The organism is Salinivibrio proteolyticus (genome assembly GCF_001996165.1).
Classification (GTDB): domain Bacteria; phylum Pseudomonadota; class Gammaproteobacteria; order Enterobacterales; family Vibrionaceae; genus Salinivibrio; species Salinivibrio proteolyticus.
The window spans coordinates 22,237-45,386 of the sequence record NZ_MUFP01000023.1; the positions used below are offsets into that span (position 1 = coordinate 22,237).

Sequence of the window (23,150 nt, forward strand, 5' to 3'; positions counted from 1 at the left end):
CTGAATGAGATCTGAGTTTTTTTTCATTGCGCTGTCATTTTGATGATTTTTTCATCGAAAAACATGCCAGCTTCCTATTTTGTCCACTTTGCTATTGCGACATCGGTGCCTCTTGGCAAGAGGGACGGATGACTAATTCGGTCTTCGCATGCTGTGTCGGTGTTGCTTCATAGTAACTGAGGTAACACGACGGTGCGGGATTATCATGATACACCCACACGTAATCGACACCGGCTTGGCTGTCATGCGGCTTTGGCAGCCAGCGCTCTTCTTCTTTGAGCACACCAATTAATTGCGGTAAGTCACTGGCTACTGGATACCCAAATTGCACGTCAATGGTGGTGCCTTCGACCGTTAAAGTCCCGCGAGGCTGATCCGCGATATTCGAGGCTTGCGCTTGTTCATAGGTCTGCACCATCACATTATCAATGGCACTTTTTAGCCCTTTTAACGCCGTCACGTTCGCATCCGCCTCATAATCGTAGAATTTGGGCACCGCAACAACCACAAGCAAACCTAAGGTACACAACAGAAGAATAAATTCGAGCCATGTTCGCCCTGCCTGTTGCTGCTTGCGATTCACTTGATTCTCCTCTGTTGTCATCGTTTCCCCCAGCGGCGGCGTTTCTTTTGCGCAGGATGAGGTGACATTTCCGCACCGAGTAAGCGCCCTTGTCCCCCCACAACGCCCAGCTCTTTAACCACCTGCCACTCTAGGTCCGTTTCCACGCCTACCGCCAAGACGTCGGTGGTAGTGGCTTCACACGCCCCCAGCATACTGCGTAAGTACAATTGGTTTTCAGGGCGCTGATGAATATTACGCACTAAGCTACGATGTAACTTAATGTACGCTGGCTGAATATCTTTTACATAGTGAGTACTCACTACTGTTCGACCAGCTTGATCGACTACGAGTCGGCACCCTAACGCGGCTATCATTCTCAAACAAGGGCGCGCCGCGTCAAATTGCGCCACTAAGGCACCTTCAGACACTTCCACCAGCAAACGATTGAGGATACTTCGGGGTGTTTGCAATAACGCATCACGCAACCAAATCACAAATTCGCGTTGGCAAAGTGAGTGAACACTTACATTTATAGCATAATTGTCGATATGATCAGCGGTTTTTAACCACCACAGCGCACGGCTCACCGTCGCTTTATCAAACACCACATCCATACCGACCAACTCGACCCCTGGCCAGAATCGAGAGGCTTTTAACACCTTGCCATTTTCGTCTTTGATCCGACCTAAAAGTTCATAGTGAAGACGGGTTTTGCCATCCCGCGCATACACAGGTTGGCGATACAGCATCGGCCCTTCCCCCGCCATCACCGACTCCAATAGCGTACGCCAGCGCACACTGCCGCGTTTGTCTAAGCGGCGAATGTCTTTGTCAAATTGCGACCAGCCACTATGCCCTTCCAGTTGGGCCGCTCGCAGCGCACGCTCGGCTTCATCCATCAAACGACCTCGACGCTCTCCCGCCCCAAATGAGGTCATGCCCATATGAAACCAGTTGTCGGTATCCAGCGTATCTGGCGGGCTAAGCTTGTTAAGAGCGTTGGTGAGTTGAGACAAAAAGGGATGGACTTCTTCCCCTGCTTGATTAACCAACAGAATGGCGAAATCCGAGGCAAAATAGCGAGCCAATACGGCATCAGGAAAGCGCTGGATCGCATTCGATAACACACTGCCCATGCCTTGAATCAGCGCATCAGCGCCTTCTTGCCCCTGCTGTTCAAGCAAGTCTTCCCAATCGGCGACACGCACTAAAATCAAGCTACCTTGGCTCGCATCATCGCTGGCTAACGTGTGCAAGCGGTTATCAAACATGACTCGGTTCGCCGCTCCAGTAAGCTGATCAAGGAAGGTATTAGTGCGAATAAAGGTATCAAAGCGACTTCGCTCTTGGCGGGCTTCTTTCAATTCCTCGATTAATTGCGTCAATGCGGCACTGGCAGGGATCGGCCACTCGTGAGCATCGCCATGTTGCGCTTCATCAAGCCTGCCAGCTAAGATTAAGCGCCCTCGCTGCTCCAAGACCTCACTGCCATAAAGCTGGCGGCGTAACCATTGGATCCCCCACGCCAAGCCCAGCACAATCACCAAAATGGCCGCTGAAAGTGACGACAGCGGCCCAATGGAGTAGGCAAACTCCGCATACGGGGGCACAAAGGTCAGCTTCACAGCAAAGCCGGGATTGTTGGCCAGCGGAATGTCTCGGGTAATCGCTTGTTGCGTGGTCGGGGCTTGATAATGAATTTGCTCGTACTGATAAAGGATGCCCGCATCGGAGTAGATGGTCAGCGAGGTGACATCACTCGCCTTGAGCATTTTAGGCAGCCAACGTGAAAAATACTGGTTGTCCCGTTGCTCGGTGGCCATTTCCTGATCGATCACCTCCACCATGCCATCCACATAGTGTGAGATAAAATCGATACCTAATTGACGAAAGCTAATTGCCCCACCGATAAATAAGACAAAAATGGCACACACCACAATCAGGGTGACAAACGCCACTAATCGATTGGTAAGCTTCATGCCGCTAACTTTGATGGCGTTGGCTGTTCTTTCCATGATTCTCTGCTGATTCAGGTCGCCTTGATGGTCGAGTAGTCGGTATTATCAGGCTTGGTTATCATAATGTGAATGCTTGTCTGACGATTGGTTATCACCTTTTCCACTATTAAGAGGTTTCATGGACTGGATTACCTGCACACAAAGCTTTATCTGTGTGGTTGAACAAGGCTCTTTGGCACAAGCCGCCACCAAGTTACACACCTCAAGTTCTGCACTGTCAAAGCGGTTAAGCTGGCTTGAGAGCCAACTGGGCGTGCAGCTGTTAAAGCGCACCACCCGAAGCCTGTCCATGACCGATGCTGGCGATCTGTTTTATCAACGCGCCAAAGCGTGGGTGGACGATTGGCAACAGCTGGTCAGCGAGACCGCATCCACGTTTGGCGAAGTCAGTGGCATCCTGCGTATCGGTGCGCCATTGGTGACAGGGAACCGCTTTTTGGTCAACTTTATTGCTGAGTTTCTTGAGATCTATCCGAAAATCAAAGTCGAACTGACTACGCTGACGCCCGGCCAATTACCCGATCTGAATTTAGATGTGGTGATCAGCCGAGAGCTCGACTACTTCAACTCAGCCAGCTACATCGCGGCCAAGCTATTTGATTTTCAGCCCGGTTTTTTCGCCGCTCCTAGTTACCTCGCTCGCCACGCGCCGATCACCTCACCAACGCAACTGACCGAACACAACGTATTGCTATATGGCAATTCACACCAACCTCAAGAACGTGTTTTTGAGGACGGAACGCGCTTGCAGTTATCTGGCAACTTTGTCTCTCCCAACCCTGAAGCGCTAGTGAGCGCGGCTGTGATCGGGATGGGGATCATTCTTGGCGGCGCTGGCACCGTCCAAAAAGAGCTCGATCAAGGGTTACTGGTCCCCGTTTTGCCGACGCTGAAACAGCCCCGCACATCTGCCTATGCCTACTATCCAAAGTTGGACTACAACCATACCAAGACCAAATTATTTATCGATTTTATCAAGCAAAAAGTTAAGAACTTGTATATTTAAGGAAATATCACGACTTAACAAGCGATAGCGCATGCGCGGCTTTGCGCGATTTTGGAAAAAGTATTTTATTTTTTGTCTATATATCGATAACAACTGTCGCGCTAAGGTAAGGGTCTTTACTCACCTCACAAAACGGACGCGAGATCCATGTCTTACTACAATCCTAACTATCCCGACACACCGGCACTCAAACGTGCGGCCAAAAAGCGTATTCCCGCCTTTGCCTTTGATTATTTATGTGGTGGATGCCACGACGAAATCGGTCTCGCTCATAATTTTGATCGCTTTAAAGACGTCAAGCTACAGTCTGATCTTTTGGCTCCCACCCCTGAGATTGATTTATCCGTTGAGCTCTTCGGCCACCGCTATGCCGCGCCCTTTGGCATTGCGCCTGTTGGCTTACAAGGCTTGATGTGGCCTAAAGCGCCTGAAATCCTTGCCAAAGCCGCACTGGAAGCCAATGTTCCCTACGTGCTCAGCACAGTGTCGTCGGCAAGTCTTGAAACCATTGCCGACATTTCTGAGGGCACCGCCTGGTATCAGCTCTATAACCCAACCGATGCCAAGATCCGCGAAGATCTGATGGGCCGCATTAAGCGTGCAGGCTACAAGGTTCTCCTCGTCACCGTCGATGTACCAACCTTTGGTTATCGCCCTCGTGACATCAAAAACGGCTTAGCCATGCCACCCAAAATGAACCTACGCAATATTGCACAAATGATGCAATGTCCAAGCTGGTGTTGGCATACCTTGCTGGCGGGGGTACCGGAAATGCAAACCCTCAAACCCTACATGCCGAAGAATATGCCCACCAGCGAGTTGGCAAACTTTATGAACAATACCGTGATGGGTGCAGTGGATTWTGAAAGCCTGAAAGTGATCCGTGACAACTGGGATGGCCCCTTGATTCTCAAAGGACTGGTCAATCCTGAAGACGTCGCTCAGGCCGTTGCCCTAGGTGCTGATGGGGTGGTGCTATCCAACCATGGAGGCCGTCAGTTAGATATCGGCGAATCGCCGCTCGATACCATTCGGGCTATCGACAAGGCCTATGGGGATAAAATTAAGCTGTTGCTAGACAGCGGCGTACAAAGCGGTGGCAACGTTGCGCAGGCGATGGCCATGGGAGCCGACTTTACCTTGCTGGGCCGTACCTTTGTTTATGCGTGCGGCGCCGTGGGGCATCATGGTGGCGAGCACGCGATTGAAATGCTCAAACAGCAAATGACGCAAGTCATGGGGCAGTTAAAGTGTCCAACGCCGACACAACTGCCCCATTTCCTCAAAGCCGGCCCCGGCGTTTAAGTTCATCAGATAAAGAAAAGCCCCGTCACAACGGGGCTTATCGCTTTTCGAGTAAACCGTTTTTTAGAACGGAATATCGTCGTCAAAGTCAGGCAGATCGTTGTACTGCTGCTGAGGTTGCGATTGCGGCTGAGATTGCGGCGCGGCTTGCTGCTGAGGCGGCTGCTGGTTGAAGTTGTTTTGTGGCTGTTGAGGCTGACCCCATCCACCTTGCTGCTGCGACTGCTGCATTGGCTGACCTTGGCCTGGTCCGGCACGGCCACCAAGCATTTGCATGCTGCCGTTAAAGCCTTGTACCACTACTTCTGTTGAGTAGCGGTCTTGACCACTTTGATCTTGCCATTTGCGCGTTTGCAGCTGCCCTTCAATATAAACTTGCGAGCCCTTACGCAAATACTCGCCAGCCACTTCTGCGGTCTTACCAAACAGAACCACGCGGTGCCATTCGGTTTTTTCACGCATCTCGCCAGTGCTCTTGTCGCGCCATGACTCCGAGGTCGCTAGGCTTAAGTTCGCCACTGCACCACCGTTCGGGAGATAACGGATTTCCGGATCATTGCCCAAATTACCAATCAAGATGACTTTGTTTATGCCACGGCTGGCCATAGGTGACTCCCACTCTTGTTACACGCGAAAACATTTTCGCCTACTGGATAAATAAACACGAAGTCTAGCACGAGCGTCAAAGAGGTTCGATGCTTTTCCACGCGATCTGGTTCCAGATTCTGTATTCACGCTGCGAACCTAAGAACGGTCATACGCTTACATATACGTAGACAACAAAAATAGTTTAGACTGAATAAAGTCCCCGCGTGAGCGCCTCTCTGCGCTGAATTATGCAATAATACGCACATCGGTGAGCACGCTTTACGTCAGATAAGTAGGAACTTTATGAGCAAGGCAGAAACTACGTCCGATTCTTACACACTGCTTCTCATCTCTCAGCCCAGCATGTCTGTCTCTGCATTGATCGCGTGTTTAGAAAAAGAAATCCGCGGCACCGTCGAACTCGTGAGCCCAGATACCATTCACGAAAAGCTCACCGAACGTTCTGGGTTGGTCCTGATTGATTTAAGTGCCTTCGACGACACCGCCACCGAGCGTCTTAAACATGCACTCACACCGTATGCCGATCAGCATGTGTTTGCTCTCCTCAATGCCCACGATCTTACCGCGAAGGAATTGGCAAGCTGGCCCTTTATTAAAGGGGTATTTAAGAAAGACGATGAGCTAAGCCATCTGTGCTACGGCATCGAGAAGATGTTCTCGGGAGAATATTGGCTCCCTCGCCACAAAATGGCTGCGCTGATTCACTACTACCAGCAGCATTACCAACAAACTATCGATGAACAAGCCATTGTGCTCACCAACCGCGAGCAAGAAATCTTACGGCATCTGGTCACAGGCGCGTCGAATCAAGATATTGCCAATGCGCTTGCGGTCAGCGAACACACGGTTAAATCGCATTTGTATAATGTTTTCAAAAAGATAAATGTGAAAAATCGCGTGCAAGCTGTTTTTTGGGCAAAAAACAACTTATCGTTAATCGGATCGGTCGGGATCGAACTCGGTTCTGACAGTTACGATGATTAATCGCGAATACATCCTCTCGAATCTCAACGGCGCACTCGCGCCGTTTTTGCAATAAGGAAGTCGCAAATGGCCTTTGATGTTTTTAATGGCGATGCCGACGGGCTAACCGCTCTGGTACAGTGGCGCCTCGCTTACCCTCAAAACACCACCCTCATCACTGGTGTGAAGCGGGATATTGCGTTGTTGCAACACGTCCCAGTTGAGACCGAACAGGTCAGTGTGTTTGATATCTCGATGGCAAAAAACCGTCCTGCCTTAGAGGCCTTATTGCAGGCGGGCGCCAGCGTTTTTTATGCAGACCACCATGACAGTGGGCCGCTTCCGACCTCACCGTTATTGGATGCGCACATTCATACTGCATCGAATACCTGTACCGCACTGATTATTGACGCCCTACTCGGTGGCCAATATCGTCATTGGGCGCTCGTGGGCGCTTATGGTGACAACCTGAACCGCAGTGCTGACGCCTTAGTGAAGCAAAGCGAGATCGATACCGCTACGCGCGACCGCCTACAGCGCTTAGGGGTGTATCTAAACTACAACAGTTATGGTGCCAGTTTGGATGATCTTCTCATGCCGCCTGCGGTGCTTTATCGCCACATTGCCGGATTTGAAACGCCTGACGACTTTATGCAAGCCTATCCAGATATTGTGATGGCGCTCGCGGAGGGGTACCAAACCGATCGTGCTCATGCAGAACAACTCACTGCCGAATATGACTATGCCGGTGGCGCCGTCTATCTACTACCCAATGCGCCTTGGGCACGGCGTATCAGCGGCATGTTCGGCAATCAGCTTGCCAACCAATCCCCCGAGAAAGCCCACGCGGTATTAACGCCGACACCGGATGGAGATTGGATGGTTAGTATTCGCGCCCCCTTAAACCGCCCTCTGGGCGCTGTGGCTCTCGCACAACAATTTGCCACCGGAGGCGGTCGAGAAGGCGCTGCTGGAATCAATGCCTTGCCACAAACAAAGCTATCCGACTTTATATCGGCTTTCAGTCGCCACTACCCGTAAGTGTGGTCAGCCTTTCGCATCGGTCGCGCTTGCGCCGAGGTAAAGAGTGTGAACTAACGCATATTCATGTCGTCAGAGTCTGGGTGAGCGATGAGTGAGGGCGTGCGTTTCGCTATACTGGAGCGATCGCGGCTTGCTTCCCGGCGCGTCGCCCAGCAAAATAATGCCTAACTTATTGCTGTGAGTGGCGTATTTGGTTGCCATTCACGTAAATCACGCTGCGGCCTTTATGGCCACATCAGTGACGAAAAAAGGATCCAAGATGATTAACAAATGTCTGTTCCCCGCCGCCGGTTATGGTACGCGCTTTCTACCCGCGACCAAGTCCATGCCCAAAGAGATGATGCCTGTCGTCAATAAACCATTGATTGAGTACGGTGTTGATGAAGCACTTGAAGCGGACATCCACGGCATGTGTATTGTAACGGGTCGCGGTAAGCATGCGATCATGGATCATTTCGATAAGAACTATGAACTGGAGCATCAGATCAGCGGCACCAATAAAGAGGTGCTGTTGGATGATATCCGTAACACCATCGAAAAAGCCTCGTTTACCTATATTCGCCAACATGAAATGCGTGGCTTAGGACATGCCATTTTAACCGGACGTGAACTGGTTGGTGATGAAGCGTTTGCGGTCGTGCTGGCGGATGACCTGTGTATCAACCCGGGGCATGGCGTGCTTAAACAAATGGTGGCGCTATACAAACAATTTCGCTGTTCTATCGTCGCGGTGGAAGAAGTACCAGAAGATGAGACCCATAAATACGGGGTTATTTCCGGGCAAGAGATCAAAGATGACCTTTTCCGCGTAGACAACATGGTGGAAAAACCTGACCCGGGTACAGCGCCGAGCAATTTAGCCATTATCGGCCGTTATATTTTAACCCCTGATATTTTTGAACTGCTCGAAAACACACCACCGGGCAAAAACGGTGAAGTGCAAATCACCGACGCCTTGCTCAAGCAAGCGCAAGCCGGATGTGTGTTGGCCTATAAATTTAAAGGGGAGCGCTTTGACTGTGGCAGTGTGGAAGGCTTTATCGAAGCCACTAATCATTGCTATCAAAACCTCTACTTAGGCGGCAAAAACAAAGACGAAGCCACGGTTAAAAACCCGTAACCCCCGCTCTGCGTTGCGTCTCGACGTAAGGCTTTCCACCTTGACAAAAGGCTGTGTAAATATACAGCCTTTTTTGTTTGGTCACAGCGCCGTCTGTGCGATACTGAACACCGGTGACCAATAAGTGAGCTGACTGAGAAGTAGGATAACAATGGATAATATCGACGTCAGAGGCGCGCGTACGCACAACCTCAAAAACATCAACCTAACTATTCCCCGCGATAAGTTGATTGTCATCACCGGGCTCTCTGGATCCGGCAAATCATCTTTAGCCTTTGATACCTTATATGCAGAAGGACAACGTCGCTATGTTGAGTCTTTGTCGGCTTATGCGCGCCAGTTCCTCTCTTTGATGGAAAAGCCCGACGTTGATCATATTGAAGGCTTGTCCCCCGCTATCTCCATTGAGCAAAAATCAACCTCGCATAACCCACGCTCARCTGTGGGTACCATCACCGAAGTTTACGATTACTTGCGCTTGCTGTATGCGCGGGTCGGTGAGCCTCGCTGTCCAACCCATGATGTGACCTTGGCCGCTCAGACGATTAGCCAAATGGTCGATAAAGTGCTTGCCCTGCCAGAGGGTAGCAAACTGATGTTACTCGCCCCTATTATCAAAAACCGCAAAGGCGAGCACGTTAAAACCCTCGAAAATCTTGCCGCGCAGGGCTTTATTCGCGCACGTATTAATGGCGAAGTCTGTGATCTGTCCGATCCACCGACTTTGGAGCTTCATAAAAAACACACCATTGAAGTGGTGGTGGATCGCTTTAAAGTCCGTGACGATCAACAACAACGCTTGGCGGAATCGTTTGAAACCGCCCTCGAGCTCACCGGCGGCAGCGCGGTGATCAGCTGGATGGATGGCGACGGCGAAGAGCTGATCTTCTCTGCCAATTTTGCCTGCCCGCATTGCGGTTACAGCATGCAAGAGCTAGAGCCTCGTCTGTTTTCCTTTAATAACCCCGCTGGTGCATGCGGCACCTGTGATGGCTTAGGCGTACAACAGTACTTCGATCCCAAACGGATTATTCAAAACCCTGCGGTCAGCCTCGCCGGTGGGGCTATTCGAGGCTGGGATCGACGCAATTTCTACTACTTTCAGATGCTGCGCTCACTCGCCGATCACTACGACTTTGATCTCGAGCTGCCCTGGCAAGATCTGTCTGGTACCATTCAAGACATTCTGCTTTACGGTTCAGGCCCGAAAGAGATCGAGTTTAAATACGTCAACGATCGAGGCGATATTCGTGTGCGCAAACATCCATTTGAGGGGATCCTCAACAATATGGAGCGTCGCTACCGTGATACCGAATCTAATGCGGTACGTGACGAGCTAGCGAAGTACATTGCGACTAAGCCGTGTGCAAGCTGTGGCGGATCACGATTGCGTCAAGAAGCACGCCATGTCTTTATTGATGGCCGCAACTTACCTGAAATTTGCGAGCTGAGCATTCAACAAGCCCTCGACTTTTTTGAACAACTGACCTTATCAGGTCAACGTGCCAAAATTGCCGAAAAAGTTATGAAAGAGATCCATGACAGATTGCGCTTTTTGGTCAATGTCGGGCTTAATTATCTTAACTTGTCACGAAGCGCCGATACGCTTTCTGGCGGGGAAGCACAGCGTATCCGCTTGGCGAGTCAAATCGGGGCTGGCTTGGTCGGGGTAATGTACGTGCTTGATGAACCATCGATTGGTTTGCATCAACGAGATAATGCACGTTTGCTCGATACACTGGAGCATTTACGCGACCTCGGTAACACCGTGCTGGTGGTCGAGCATGATGAAGACGCCATTCGCGCCGCCGACTACGTGATTGATATTGGTCCAGGCGCTGGTGCTCACGGCGGACAAATCGTGGCTGAGGGCAGCCTCGACGATATTCTCAGCAATGACAACTCGCTAACCGGACAGTACCTCAGCGGCAAGCAGGCGATTGCCGTTCCAGAGACCCGTCGCCCTCGAGATCCTGAAAAAATGCTGGTACTCAAAGGCGCAACGGGGAACAACTTAAAACATGTCGATTTACACTTGCCCGTGGGCTTATTCACTTGTGTCACCGGTGTATCTGGGTCAGGAAAGTCGACCTTAATTAACGATACCTTCTTTAAAGTTGCCCACCAGCAACTTAATGGTGCCACCACCGCCGAACCCGCGCCTTACGAGTCTATTGACGGGTTAGGACATTTCGACAAAGTGATCGATATTGATCAAAGCCCCATTGGGCGTACCCCGCGTTCAAACCCAGCCACCTATACGGGGATCTTTACGCCGATACGTGAGCTCTTCGCCGGCACTCAAGAGGCTCGGGCACGCGGGTATAAAGTAGGTCGCTTTAGCTTTAACGTACGCGGCGGTCGCTGCGAAGCCTGCCAAGGCGATGGGGTGATCAAAGTAGAAATGCACTTCTTACCCGATGTCTATGTGCCTTGCGATGTGTGTAAAGGGAAACGCTATAACCGCGAAACACTCGAAGTGCGCTATAAAGGCAAAACGATCGATGAAGTCTTGGAAATGACCATCGAAGACGCACGTGAATTTTTCGACGCCGTCCCCGCTATCAAGCGTAAGCTACAGACGTTGATGGACGTCGGTCTGAGCTATATTCGTCTTGGCCAAGCCGCCACCACCTTATCGGGCGGCGAAGCGCAGCGGGTAAAACTGGCCCGTGAGCTATCTAAGCGAGATACTGGTAAAACGCTTTATATCCTTGATGAACCGACAACCGGCTTGCACTTCCATGATATTCAGCAGTTGCTGAATGTGTTGCATCGCTTACGCGAACAAGGCAACACCATTGTGGTGATCGAGCATAACCTAGATGTGATTAAAACCGCAGATTGGATCATCGATTTAGGGCCTGAAGGCGGTAACGGCGGCGGTGAAATCATTGCTCAAGGCACGCCAGAAGAGATCGTCAATGTGGTTGGTAGCCACACGGCACACTTCTTGAAGCCCATGTTGGAGCGATAATGACACAGGCGTTACCCACCCACCGAGTGAAACGAAAGCCGCTTACGGTGCCCTTTTTAGGGGCACTGGCGGCGTTATGGCTGATCTGTTTGCCATTGTATTCGGTCGACTTACCGTTGGTGGGTATTCGCCATCCTGCTGCCGCGCTATCGCTACTCACGCTTAGTTTGGTGTTGGGGTTCGCCGGGCTGGAAGTGTGGCGACAGCATACATGGCGCGTTACTCACTTAACGTGGGCCTTGGTGGCCGCGACGCTGTGTGCCAGTGTGCCATATCTTTATCCGCAAGCGGCAACGCTAAACAGTGGCTATGCCATCGCCGCACTGGTACTCAGCCTCGGTTTTTTCTCTAGCTTACAACAATTTATTTTTAATCATGCTCAGCGGCAAAAGCTGTTAGCCGTCTTGATGCTTGCCTCTTGGTTGGCCATCCTTTCCGTCTTAGGCAACCAATCGCCTCCGGGCATGGCGCCTTTTAAGTTTGAGCACTGGGTGCCACACTTACCCGCTGCCGTGACCCATGCGTTGTTACTCACCGGCCTAAGTCTAGCGGCTTACTTGCTCGCCAGAGAGCCGAGCAACCGCTACCGCCATCCCATAACGCAAAGCGTGTTGGTGTTCACGCCAGTGGTTATCCTGCCCGTGCTTGCCATGCAAGGACGACCGCTACTGCTCCTGTTTGCCCTTTGCGCCATTGCCTTGCAACAGGTTTACCTGAGTCGCTTTGCGACGCGGCGCCAGCATCTTGCGTGGCTAGCCGCCATGTCTGCTGGGGCGTTACTCGCTGTGTTCGGGCTGACCGGGCAAGAAAGCTGGCAATGGCTCACGCCTCAAGATAAACGCGTACTGTGGCTTGCATGGCAGCAATTTCAACAAACGCCTTTTTTTGGCGTTGGCATGGGTCATGGACAAACGACTCTACTACTGGCATCGGCGGCACATCCGGGACACACGGGTCCTGTGAAATTACCGAGCGCGCTAGCATTGTGGTTATTGGAAGGTGGGCTTGTGATGGCACTGGCGTATCTCGCCGTGATACTGCCACTGGCGCTTCGCATTATCCGCGCCCCATCAGGCACGCGGCGTATGCTCGTTGCACTCGTGCTTCCGCCACTCACTGGCTTGCTTATCTATCCGGCCAGCGGTACGCAGTGGTTTAACGGCATTTTACTGCTCATGTGGCTGTACTGGCTGGATAATTTAACCAGCAAATACCAACGGATAACATTTTCTACCGCCGAATATGGGCAACGTATCGCGACACGCAGTATTGTCACTGTAATGATCTTGGTGGGATTGTTGTGCCTATCGTCGGTGTATTTAGCAAATCGCTACTTGCGTGACTCTTTATTAACCTCTCAGCGTATTGCGCTCTATCAGCAACATCCGTGGTGGCAAAGTAAACTCACCCAAGGGCTCGCGGAACAGCACTTTCAGCACACCCTAGAGACGTTGTCGGATGCCGATCGCCACCAGCACCTTAACTTATGGCTGCAGCATGTGGCACAACACCCCACGTTTGCGGGCTACCAGCATGCTTATCAGATTGCTCTGCAAATTGGCGATACGCAGCGGGCGCGCGATATTCAGCAAGAGGCGCGATATTTGTTTCCGCAAGCCGCCAAGGTGTGGACCACTCGCCACACCTTACCGATGCGCACTCCGCAGGAATAACGTGCGCTTAGCGCAGTGCGTCGCCCAATGCTTTTAAGCATAGCGCGATGTTTTCTTCACGCGCACTGTAGCCCATTAAGCCAATTCGCCATGCTTTACCAGCGAGATCGCCCAAACCAGCACCGATTTCGAGGTTATAGGTGTTGAGCAAATGTTGGCGTACCGCGCCATCATCGACACCATCCGGAATATATACCGCGTTCAATTGCGGCAAGCGATAAGGCTCATCCACCACAAAGCGGATACCTAAATCGTCCAACCCCGCCTTTAAGCGTTGATGCATGGTTTGATGACGCTGCCAAGCGTTCTCAATGCCCTCTTGATATAACTTGAGTAATGATTCATGCAATGCATACAGACTGTTAACCGGTGCAGTATGGTGATAACTGCGTTTGCCGTCACCGCTCCAATAGCCCAGCACTAAGCTTTGATCGAGAAACCAGCTTTGTACCTTGTGGGTGCGCGCTTGCATTTTTTCAACGGCACGCGCCGAGAAGGTGACCGGCGATAGGCCTGGGACGCATGACAAGCATTTCTGACTGCCGGAGTAGACCGCATCAAGTTGCCATTCATCAACTTTCAAGGGCACACCGCCAAGTGATGTTACGGCATCGACAATGGTAAGGCAGCCGTGCTCGCGTGCCAGCGTCGCCAGTGCTTGCGCGTCTGAGCAAGCGCCCGTGGAGGTTTCAGCATGAACAAAGGCAACGATGCTAGCCTCTGGATGCGCTTTTAATGCCGCTTCCACCTTTTCTGGGCTGACAGGCTCGCCCCATGCATCGTCAACCATCACCGCGTGCGCACCACAGCGTTCAACGTTTTCTCGCATTCGGTCGCCAAACACCCCATTGCGACAGACAATCACGGTATCACCGGGTTCAACAAGGTTAACGAAGCACGCTTCCATCCCTGCACTCCCGGGGGCAGAGACCGCAATGGTAAACGGATTCTCGGTCTGAAAGGCATATTGCAAAAGCTGTTTGACCTCATCCATCATCGCAATAAAAAGGGGATCGAGGTGTCCCAACGTTGGACGACTCAACGCCTGCAACACTTGCGGAGAAATATCAGACGGACCTGGGCCCATCAGGGTGCGCTCTATCGGCTGAAATGAGCGGATATCGGAAATTGAAGTTGCCATAACCTATCCTTGTGTCTGCTAAATTTGCGCTTTCCGTTATAGCATACTTTGTGTTCATCGCCCCATTGTCACATCGCGAACTTACGTGCTAGAGCGCATATTCAACGGGTGGCGGATAGCAGCGGTATACGTGCCTGATCGTCGCTTTGTAACGCAATTGGCGGTTGACAACGACTCATCAGCGCCCGTAATGTAACCACTCACCATGTGGATCAACACATGGCCGAACATACAGAAGAGGTGCATCACTCAGGCAGTTATCACGCGGAGCCCTACTCCAAGGCGTGATAATCAGGGGAGGCGATGCCGAGGGGGTTCCGATAGGGTAAGGAACCGCCGGCCATGAAGGCTGAATCCTTCAGGCTGTCACTTGTCATCCATTTGGACAGACAGGTGGAGCGCTTCTGGCAGAATGCCTGCCGTTTGCTCTTCCTTTTTGCTCGCGTTTGCGACGTGACTTCTGATGTTCCCCACTGACTTTTAAATATGTTGAATCAATGAGCACGAGCTCAAAAGGGGAAAAGGACGTGAACCCGTTACCATCTATTTCAGTCGCTAAATTTGGCGGAACCAGTGTTGGCACCTTTGCCGCCATGCAACAAAGTGCCGCGGTGATTATGCGCCATCCCGAGACCCGTTTTGTGGTGATTAGCGCATGTGCCGGCGTCACCAACCATCTTGTCGCCTTAGCCCAAGGCATAAAAAACGATGTCTTACGCCAAAACACACTGAATGCAATAAACGCTATTCACCAGCAAATACTGGCAGCTTTGCCTCCTTGTCATCACACCCAAGAAGCAGTACGAACGCTCCACCAGCAGATTATCGCCTTGAGTGAGCAAGCCTTTGAGGCCCCGAGCGAAGCGCTTACCGATGCATTGGTCGCCTGTGGCGAGCTTACCTCTACGCACCTGTTTACTCGCTTGCTCATCCACCTTGGCCTGCCCGCAGCTCGAATTGATGCCCGCGAATATTTGAAAACGGATAGCCAATTTGGTCACGCGATTCCAGATATCGCCCTGACTCAGCAACAGTGTCAGCGCTTGAATGCGCAGCTAGACAATCACATTCTCGTGACCCAAGGCTTTATCGGTGCCGACAAAGCAGGACGAACGACAACTCTTGGCCGAGGAGGCAGCGACTACAGTGCCGCTTTGTTTGCCGAAGCACTCGGGGCAACAAGCTTGGCGATTTGGACCGATGTGCCGGGTATTTATACTACCGACCCACGCCTCGCCGCCAAAGCACGTCCTATTGCTGAGATCAGCTTTAGTGAAGCATCGGAGATGGCGACGTTTGGCGCCAAAGTGCTCCACCCGTCCACGCTATTACCCGCGGTACGCCAGCATATTCCGGTCTTTGTCGGGGCTGCCTGTGCGCCGAAAAAAGGCGGAACTTGGATCCGAGAACACGCGGAATCATCCCCCCTATTCCGCGCCATTGCGTTGCGCCGAAATCAAACCATGGTGACCTTGACCAGTTTGACGATGTTCCAAGCGTATGGCTTTCTTGCCAACGTCTTCGCGATCCTAGCGCGCTATCAGATCTCCGTCGATCTGATCACTACCTCCGAAGTCAGCGTCTCTTTGACACTCGATCAAACCAATACACAAGGTGAGGTGCCCCGTTTGCCTGATGCTGCCTTAGAGGAACTCTCAACCTTGTGCCATGTTGACGTTTGCCAACACTTAGCCGTGGTCGCCTTAATTGGTAATGAGATGCGTCATACCCCGGGGGCGGTGACGCCGGTATTTAACGCCTTAGATACTGCCACCTTGCGCATGATTTGTTATGGCGCGAGTAATCACAATGTGTGTATGGTGGTTGATGACGACAGTGCCACCGAGGTGGTGCAGCGTTTACATACACAGCTTTTTGAGTAAAACCGCAAAGAAAAGCCAGCGTGCGCTGGCTTTTCTCGATTAGGCATTGAGATTAGGACCTAGCCACTTTTCAGCTTCGTCAAGACGCCAGCCTTTACGTGCCGCGTAGCTATCACGTTGATCGTTTTGGATCTTCGCCACCGCAAAGTAACGTGACTCAGGATGGGAAAAATACCAACCCGACACCGACGCGCCCGGCCACATGGCATAGCTTTCGGTCAGTGTCATCCCCGTATGCGCTTCTACCGACAGCAATTGCCAAATCTTGCCTTTCTCACTATGTTCAGGGCAGGCGGCATAACCTGGCGCTGGCCGGATCCCTTGGTATTGTTCGCGGATCAGGGCGTCGTTATCGAGCGTCTCATCGGGCGCATAGCCCCACAAGGTGATCCGAATTTGCTGATGGAGGTACTCTGCAAAGGCTTCTGCGAGTCGATCCGCCACCGCTTGGATCATGATCGCGTTGTAATCGTCCCCTTTCGCTTTGTACTCTTCCGCCAAAGCATACTCACCAATGCCGCCTGTCACCGCAAATGCACCAATCCAATCCGGCTGACCACTGCTCTTCGGCGCTATAAAGTCTGACAAGCAATAGTTCGCACCACGCGGCTTTTGTGTTTGCTGGCGCAAGTGATTCAATATCGTGTTTACCGTTTGTCGTGACGAGTCGGTATACACTTCAATATCATCATCCACGCTATTGGCAGGAAAGAGGCCACATACCCCTTTTGCCGCCACCAAGCCTTCGGCCGCAAAACGATCGAGCCAAGCATTGGCGTCTTGATACAAACGACGGGCTTCTTCCCCCACCAGTTCGTGATCCAAAATTGCGGGGAATTTGCCGCTGAGAGACCACGTCATAAAGAAAGGCGTCCAGTCGATATACTGACGTAAGGTCGCTATCGAGACATCATCGTAAACATGAATGCCCGGCTTCGTCGGTTGCGGAGGCATATAATTTGCCCAATCCGTCTGCCACTTGTTATCGCGAGCCTGTTCCAAGGTTACCGGTGGCGTGCGGGGCGCTTTACGCTGATGTTGCTCACGCACGATGTCATACTCTTTGGCCAAACGCGCGACAAAGTCAGGTCGCTGCGTCTCGGATAATAACGAGGAGCATACCCCAACCGCACGCGACGCGTTGGGTACATAGACCACAGGCGCATGGTAATGCTGCTCAATTTTCACCGCGGTATGGGCTTTGGACGTGGTGGCGCCGCCAATGAGCAGAGGAATATCAAACCCTTGGCGCTCCATCTCTTTCGCCACGTTCACCATTTCATCTAACGATGGGGTGATCAGACCCGATAAACCAATAATGTCGACGTTTTCTTCTCGGGCCACCGACAGGATCTTATCGGTCGGCACCATCACGCCGAGATCAATAATCTCGAAGTTATTACATTGCAGTACCACGCCAACAATGTTTTTGCCAATGTCGTGTACATCGCCTTTGACGGTGGCGAGCAGGATCTTGCCATTGGTCTGCCCTTGCTGCTTTTCAGCATTGATGTAAGGTTCAAGGTAAGCCACCGCTTGCTTCATCACCCGTGCCGACTTCACCACCTGAGGCAGGAACATCTTGCCTTCACCAAACAAGTCCCCAACCACGTTCATGCCCGCCATCAATGGGCCTTCAATCACGTCGAGGGGTTTACTTGCCGCGGCGCGAGCCAGCTCGGTATCTTCAACAATAAATTCTGTAATGCCTTTGACCAGTGCATGTTCCAGCCGCTTTTCCACTGGCCAGCTGCGCCACTCCGCGGTTTCCGCGACCTCGCTCTCACCGCTATCGCGATAGCTGTCGGCGATCTCTAATAAGCGCTCCGTGGCACCATCATCTTTATTGAGCACCACCTCTTCTACTGCCAAGCGCAGCGATTCAGGCAAATCATCATAGATGGCTAACTGGCCCGCATTGACGATCCCCATGTCCATGCCATTTTTGATGCAGTGATACAAGAACACCGCATGGATAGCCTCACGAACGGGGTTGTTGCCTCGAAACGAAAACGACACATTTGAGACCCCGCCCGAGATCATGGCATGAGGCAGGGTTTGTTTAATGTCGGCCACGGCGTTGATGAAATCGACCGCGTAGTTATTGTGCTCATCAATACCGGTGGCAACCGCAAAGATATTGGGATCGAAGATAATGTCTTCCGGCGGAAAGCCGACTTGCTCGACCAGAAGATGGTAGGCCCGCGCACAGATTTCCACTTTTCGTGCCTGAGTATCGGCCTGGCCCTGCTCATCAAACGCCATCACAATCACCGCTGCACCATAGCGGCGGACTAAACGTGCTTGATGAAGAAAGGCTTCTTCTCCTTCTTTGAGCGAAATAGAGTTGACGATGCCTTTTCCTTGAATGCACTTGAGACCAGCTTCAATCACCTCCCATTTGGAGGAGTCAATCATCACAGGTACACGGGCAATATCTGGCTCGGCCGCGCAAAGATTGAGAAATCGCACCATGGCCTTTTCGGCATCCAACATACCCTCATCCATATTGATATCGATGATTTGGGCGCCGTTTTCCACTTGCTGCAATGCCACTTCAAGCGCTTCGTCGTATTGCTCTTCAACGATTAAGCGTTTAAAGCGTGCTGAGCCGGTCACATTGGTGCGCTCTCCCACATTTACAAACAAACTATCGGCATCAATGGTCAGGGGCTCGAGTCCAGATAAGCGACAGGCGACTGGATGAGCCGGCAAGGGGCGAGGAGGATGCGTCGCAACGACATCACTGATCGCTTGAATATGTTCAGGCGTGGTCCCGCAACAGCCACCGACTAAGTTGATAAAGCCAGATGCCGCCCACTCATCAATGTGTGTCGCCATCTCTTCCGGAGAGAGATCATATTCGCCAAACGCGTTGGGCAACCCCGCGTTCGGGTGGACAGAGACAAAGCCCTCACAAATGTCGCTCAGCTCTTTGACATACTGGCGCAATTCAGCCGGTCCCAGCGCGCAGTTCAAGCCAAAAGACAGTGGCTCAACATGACGCAAGGAGTGATAGAAAGCGGCGGTAGTTTGTCCGGATAAGGTGCGCCCAGATGCATCAGTGATGGTGCCGGAGATCATAATGGGTAGGCGCAAACCACGAGCATCAAAGACCTTCTCCACCGCAAAGGCGCACGCCTTGGCGTTCAAGGTATCAAAGATGGTCTCCAACATGATGATATCAACACCGCCATCAATGAGCGCTTCGGTGGACTCGGCATACACGTCGACTAACTGATCAAAGCTGACATTGCGAAAGCCCGGGTCATTCACATCCGGTGAGATTGAGCACGTTCGGTTGGTCGGCCCTAACACACCTGCGACAAAGCGGGGTTTATTTGGCGTTTTCGCCGTCCACGCATCAGCAACCTCACGCGCTAGCCGAGCGGCCGCGACGTTGATTTCCGCACTCAACGCCTGCATGTCGTAATCGGCCATCGCGATTTGGGTGGCGTTAAAGGTATTGGTTTCAATAATGTCCGCGCCCGCAGCCAGATAATCACTATGTAGCGCAGCGATTTTATCGGGTTGAGTCAGCACCAAAAGGTCATTGTTACCTTTTACATCACAGTGCCAATCTTTAAAACGCGCACCACGATAATCGGCCTCATTGAGGCCTAGCCCCTGAATCATGGTGCCCATGCCACCATCGATTACCAAAATACGTTCGCGCAGTTGCTGTGTCAGTCGGTCCATACTCATTACGCTTATCATCTTCCTCATTGCGATTATTTCATCCTACCACAGCAAAAATGGAAATCTAGACGTCTATTTAAATGAATTAATATTGATCTATTTCAAATCTGCTGTTCGTTTTGGAAGCGATTTCTATTAATATTTTGTAACTCTTTTTCCACTCCCTAGCCGTATCAGGAATGATATATGTCAACCTACGCTATCCTCAGCTTTATGGCCGCTGCCGCCATTATCATCGCGTTTATTAACAGTAAAATTAGCCGCGTCCAAACCACCATCGCAATCACGGCGGGTGCACTTTTACTGTCTTTAGGGATAGTGATTGCCGGTCAGTATCAAGCCCTGCCTCTAAAGGCGATTGCCGCGCAAACTTTAGGGGATATTCATTTTGAGGAGTTTCTCCTTGAGGGTGTGCTTGGCTTTCTACTTTTTGCTGGAGGGCTAGGTGTTAAACTGCCTTCGTTTTCAGACCAAAAATGGGAAATCACCACCCTTGCACTCGGTGCGACGCTGATCTCCGTGTTTTTAGTGGGATCCGGTGTGTGGGGCGTGTTCCAACTGATTGGGGTACAATTTGATTATATTTACTGCTTGCTTTTCGGCGCCCTGATCTCCCCTACCGACCCCATTGCCGTGCTTGCGATTGTCAAAAAATTACATGCCCCCATGCGCATTACCACCCAGATCGAAGGCGAGTCGTTATTTAACGATGGTTTTGGCTTGGTGGTGTTTGTGACCATTTTTACCCTCGCATTCGGGCACCAAAACCCAACCTTGGCGGGCACCCTGTCGCTGTTTGCGCAAGAAGCGATTGGCGGCATATGTTACGGCCTAGTTTTAGGCTATGCCTTTCACCGTTTGATTTGTGCCACTAACGACCACTCCATGGAGCTGTTGCTCACTTTAGCCATTCCCAGTGCAGGCTATGTGCTCGCCGATATGCTGCATGTTTCCGGTCCCCTGGCAATGGTCGTTTCGGGGATCATGATCGGTAACTGGACCCGCTTTATTGGCTTTTCCAAAGAAAGTGAAGATCACCTCGACCATTTCTGGGAACTGGTCGATGAATTTCTTAACAGCTTACTGTTCTTGCTCATCGGCTTAAGCTTGCTGCAAATCACCTTTCATGAAGAGGACTGGATTGTAATGGGTTGTGTAGTGCCTTTAGTACTGGCGGCTCGCTATTTGAGTGTCAAAGCCTGCTACCTCGGTTTCCGATGCTTTCGCGAATATAACCCGTGGGCTGTGCGCATTCTCACATGGGGAGGATTGCGTGGAGGCCTCGCCTTGGCCATGGCCATGGCAGTGCCAGCTGGCATTATTGTGGTCCCAGAAAAACAAATCGATGTCCGAGAGCTGATTTTGGTGATGACTTACGCGGTGGTGGTGTTTTCTATTTTGGTACAGGGTTCAACCATGACCGGCATGGTTGATAAAGCAAACGCGGCCCAAGACGAGATGGACAAACGTCATCACTGACGCCGCGCCTTTGTCTATCATAAAGGCGCCAGATGGCGCCTTTTTTATTCATCAAGCGTAAAGTTAGACGCTGAAAATGCTGCCAAGTCGAAGGGGGTTTGCTGATAGACACAATAGTTCAGCCAATTCGCAAACAGCAGATGCCCGTGACTGCGCCAGCTCACATACGGTGGCTGAGAAGGATCATCATCAGGGTAGTAGTTAATGGGTATAACAGGCTCCATCCCCTCCTCTAAATCACGGTGATACTCATCATGCAAGGTATGCGCATCATACTCGGGATGCCCAGTGACAAACACATTGCGCTTATCTTTGGTCGCGGCCAGATACGTACCCGCCTCATTAGAGGTGGCTAAGATATCCAGATCGGTATGTTCATCCAAATAATGGGGAGAAAAGTCTGCATAACGTGAATGAGGCGCTAAGAAGCTATCATCAAAGCCGCGTAATAGCGGATGCTTAGATAACTCCCTATTTACCTGATGGCGATAAACACCTGATAGCTTTTCTTTGCGGGTTTTCTTAGGCAAATCGTAAAGTAGCTTTAAGCCCGCTTGCGCTGCCCAACAGATATAGAGTGTGGAGGTGACATGTTGGTGTGCCCAATTCATGACATCCTGTAAATGCTCCCAGTAAATCACGTCCTCAAATTGCACTAAGCCGAGAGGCGCGCCTGTCACAATCAAACCATCAAAGTTACGCCCCCGCACGGCCTCAAACTGGCGATAGAAGGTATCAAGATGCTCGGTCGGCGTGTTCTTGCTTGGTCGGTTATCTATCCGTAAAAGCTCAACATCCACTTGCAAAGGGCTGTTAGAGAGCAAACGCATAAATTGCGTTTCGGTCTCGATTTTCTTTGGCATCAGGTTTAGAAGCAGGACTTTCAGCGGACGGATGTTTTGACTTACCGCGCGCGTTTCTGTCATCACAAAGATATTTTCACGCCGCAGAATATTGGTSGCGGGAAGTTGGTCCGGAATTTTAATCGGCATCACTGCCTCCTAGAGATGTTTAGACGTCCAGATATCTAATAACATAACGCAGCCCATTATGGAGCTCAAGCAATAATCAAGTGGGAAAGGGTAATACTCTATTGAGAATAGAAAGGAATCGGTATGGAAGGACAATACGTAGAAACGAAAAAGCCCCCCGCAAATGCGGAGGGCTTATAAATAACTCTTGGCAGTGACCTACTCTCACATGGGGAGACCCCACACTACCATCGGCGCAGCAACGTTTCACTTCTGAGTTCGGCATGGATTCAGGTGGTGCCGTTACGCTATGGCCGCCAAGAAAATACTGGTGCTGATAGGCAGATTTGAACTGCCGACCTCACCCTTACCAAGGGTGCGCTCTACCAACTGAGCTATATCAGCGAAAACGCTTCATCAAAGTCTTACGCATATCCGCTTTGATGCTTAAACTCGTTTTTGCCTTCAGATTTTTTCAAAAATCTGAAAACAAGAAATCAAGCCTGGCGATGTCCTACTCTCACATGGGGAGACCCCACACTACCATCGGCGCTGCTTCGTTTCACTACTGAGTTCGGCATGGAGTCAGGTGGGTCCAAAGCGCTATGGTCGCCAAGCAAATTCGGTAATCTAGAAAGCTGTTCGTTCTCGCCACAATCAACTGGCTTATTTTAAGTCCAACCCAAAACCTCTTGGG

15 protein-coding genes, 1 tRNA gene, 2 rRNA genes and 1 riboswitch are annotated in these 23,150 nt (G+C 51.3%); of the genes, 9 read left to right on the top strand and 9 right to left on the bottom strand.

Annotation, left to right across the window (positions count from 1 at the left end; translation table 11 throughout):
• Positions 1–91 precede the first annotated feature (91 nt).
• Together BZJ19_RS14860 and csrD are read right to left on the bottom strand one after the other, a co-directional pair.
• Positions 92–604 carry a hypothetical protein gene (locus BZJ19_RS14860; RefSeq protein WP_077676214.1) on the bottom strand — a complete coding sequence of 171 codons (513 nt, stop codon included), beginning with the start codon at positions 602–604 and terminating at the stop codon, positions 92–94.
• Positions 601–2,580, bottom strand: a complete 1,980-nt coding sequence (gene csrD / locus BZJ19_RS14865) for an RNase E specificity factor CsrD (RefSeq protein WP_077676215.1) — start codon at positions 2,578–2,580, stop codon at positions 601–603. Before csrD ends, BZJ19_RS14860 begins: the two co-directional genes overlap by 4 nt.
• A gap of 121 nt (positions 2,581–2,701) precedes the next feature.
• On the opposite strand from csrD, the gene BZJ19_RS14870 reads away from it, so the two are divergent.
• Positions 2,702–3,589, top strand: a complete 888-nt coding sequence (locus BZJ19_RS14870) for a LysR family transcriptional regulator (RefSeq protein ID WP_077479477.1) — start codon at positions 2,702–2,704, stop codon at positions 3,587–3,589.
• Positions 3,590–3,736: 147 nt separating this feature from the next.
• Positions 3,737–4,894, top strand: a complete 1,158-nt coding sequence (locus BZJ19_RS14875) for an alpha-hydroxy acid oxidase (protein ID WP_077676216.1) — start codon at positions 3,737–3,739, stop codon at positions 4,892–4,894.
• A 63-nt stretch (positions 4,895–4,957) separates the two neighbouring features.
• Here BZJ19_RS14875 and BZJ19_RS14880 read toward each other — a convergent pair whose 3' ends face one another.
• Complete coding sequence (locus BZJ19_RS14880; RefSeq protein ID WP_069588185.1) at positions 4,958–5,500, bottom strand: single-stranded DNA-binding protein; 543 nt, start codon at positions 5,498–5,500, stop codon at positions 4,958–4,960.
• A 285-nt stretch (positions 5,501–5,785) separates the two neighbouring features.
• On the opposite strand from BZJ19_RS14880, the gene BZJ19_RS14885 reads away from it, so the two are divergent.
• The 5 genes from BZJ19_RS14885 (at position 5,786) to BZJ19_RS14905 (ending at position 13,280) form a co-directional block, all read left to right on the top strand.
• Complete coding sequence (locus BZJ19_RS14885) at positions 5,786–6,487, top strand: LuxR C-terminal-related transcriptional regulator (RefSeq protein WP_077676217.1); 702 nt, start codon at positions 5,786–5,788, stop codon at positions 6,485–6,487.
• Positions 6,488–6,553: 66 nt separating this feature from the next.
• Complete coding sequence (locus BZJ19_RS14890; RefSeq protein WP_077676218.1) at positions 6,554–7,507, top strand: acetyltransferase; 954 nt, start codon at positions 6,554–6,556, stop codon at positions 7,505–7,507.
• A 262-nt stretch (positions 7,508–7,769) separates the two neighbouring features.
• On the top strand, positions 7,770–8,630 hold the full coding sequence (gene galU, locus BZJ19_RS14895; protein WP_069588192.1) for a UTP--glucose-1-phosphate uridylyltransferase GalU: 861 nt from the start codon (positions 7,770–7,772) through the stop codon (positions 8,628–8,630).
• Between the two features lie 151 nt (positions 8,631–8,781).
• Positions 8,782–11,607 (top strand): excinuclease ABC subunit UvrA, encoded by a 2,826-nt coding sequence (gene uvrA / locus BZJ19_RS14900; protein WP_077676219.1) that lies wholly within the window; start codon positions 8,782–8,784, stop codon positions 11,605–11,607.
• On the top strand, positions 11,607–13,280 hold the full coding sequence (locus BZJ19_RS14905; RefSeq protein ID WP_077676220.1) for a Wzy polymerase domain-containing protein: 1,674 nt from the start codon (positions 11,607–11,609) through the stop codon (positions 13,278–13,280). Before uvrA ends, BZJ19_RS14905 begins: the two co-directional genes overlap by 1 nt.
• Positions 13,281–13,287: 7 nt before the next feature.
• Here BZJ19_RS14905 and BZJ19_RS14910 read toward each other — a convergent pair whose 3' ends face one another.
• Positions 13,288–14,421 carry a pyridoxal-phosphate-dependent aminotransferase family protein gene (locus tag BZJ19_RS14910; RefSeq protein WP_077676221.1) on the bottom strand — a complete coding sequence of 378 codons (1,134 nt, stop codon included), beginning with the start codon at positions 14,419–14,421 and terminating at the stop codon, positions 13,288–13,290.
• 227 nt (positions 14,422–14,648) lie between these two features.
• Positions 14,649–14,833, top strand: a riboswitch (Lysine riboswitch).
• A gap of 85 nt (positions 14,834–14,918) precedes the next feature.
• Between BZJ19_RS14910 and lysC the strand changes: the two genes are divergently transcribed.
• The gene (gene lysC, locus BZJ19_RS14915) at positions 14,919–16,304 is read left to right on the top strand and encodes a lysine-sensitive aspartokinase 3 (RefSeq protein WP_077676222.1); all 1,386 of its coding nucleotides are present in this window, start codon (positions 14,919–14,921) and stop codon (positions 16,302–16,304) included.
• Positions 16,305–16,343: 39 nt separating this feature from the next.
• Here lysC and metH read toward each other — a convergent pair whose 3' ends face one another.
• Positions 16,344–20,009, bottom strand: coding sequence for a methionine synthase (gene metH / locus BZJ19_RS14920; protein ID WP_235608251.1), 3,666 nt, complete (start codon positions 20,007–20,009; stop codon positions 16,344–16,346).
• Positions 20,010–20,189: 180 nt separating this feature from the next.
• Here metH and BZJ19_RS14925 point away from each other — a divergent pair, with 180 nt between their 5' ends.
• Positions 20,190–21,482: a cation:proton antiporter gene (locus BZJ19_RS14925; protein WP_077676223.1), complete on the top strand. Its 1,293-nt coding sequence runs from the start codon at positions 20,190–20,192 to the stop codon at positions 21,480–21,482.
• A gap of 44 nt (positions 21,483–21,526) precedes the next feature.
• Here the strand turns inward: BZJ19_RS14925 and metA are convergent, their stop codons facing one another.
• The 4 genes from metA to rrf (BZJ19_RS14945) all read right to left on the bottom strand — a co-directional run bounded on the left by metA (position 21,527) and on the right by rrf (BZJ19_RS14945) (position 23,070).
• Positions 21,527–22,474, bottom strand: a complete 948-nt coding sequence (gene metA, locus BZJ19_RS14930) for a homoserine O-acetyltransferase MetA (protein ID WP_077676224.1) — start codon at positions 22,472–22,474, stop codon at positions 21,527–21,529.
• Positions 22,475–22,659: 185 nt separating this feature from the next.
• Positions 22,660–22,775, bottom strand: a 5S ribosomal RNA gene (gene rrf / locus BZJ19_RS14935).
• A gap of 7 nt (positions 22,776–22,782) precedes the next feature.
• Positions 22,783–22,858 (bottom strand) — tRNA-Thr (locus BZJ19_RS14940).
• Between the two features lie 96 nt (positions 22,859–22,954).
• Positions 22,955–23,070: ribosomal RNA gene (rrf, locus tag BZJ19_RS14945) — 5S ribosomal RNA — on the bottom strand.
• Between the last annotated feature and the right edge of the window lie 80 nt (positions 23,071–23,150).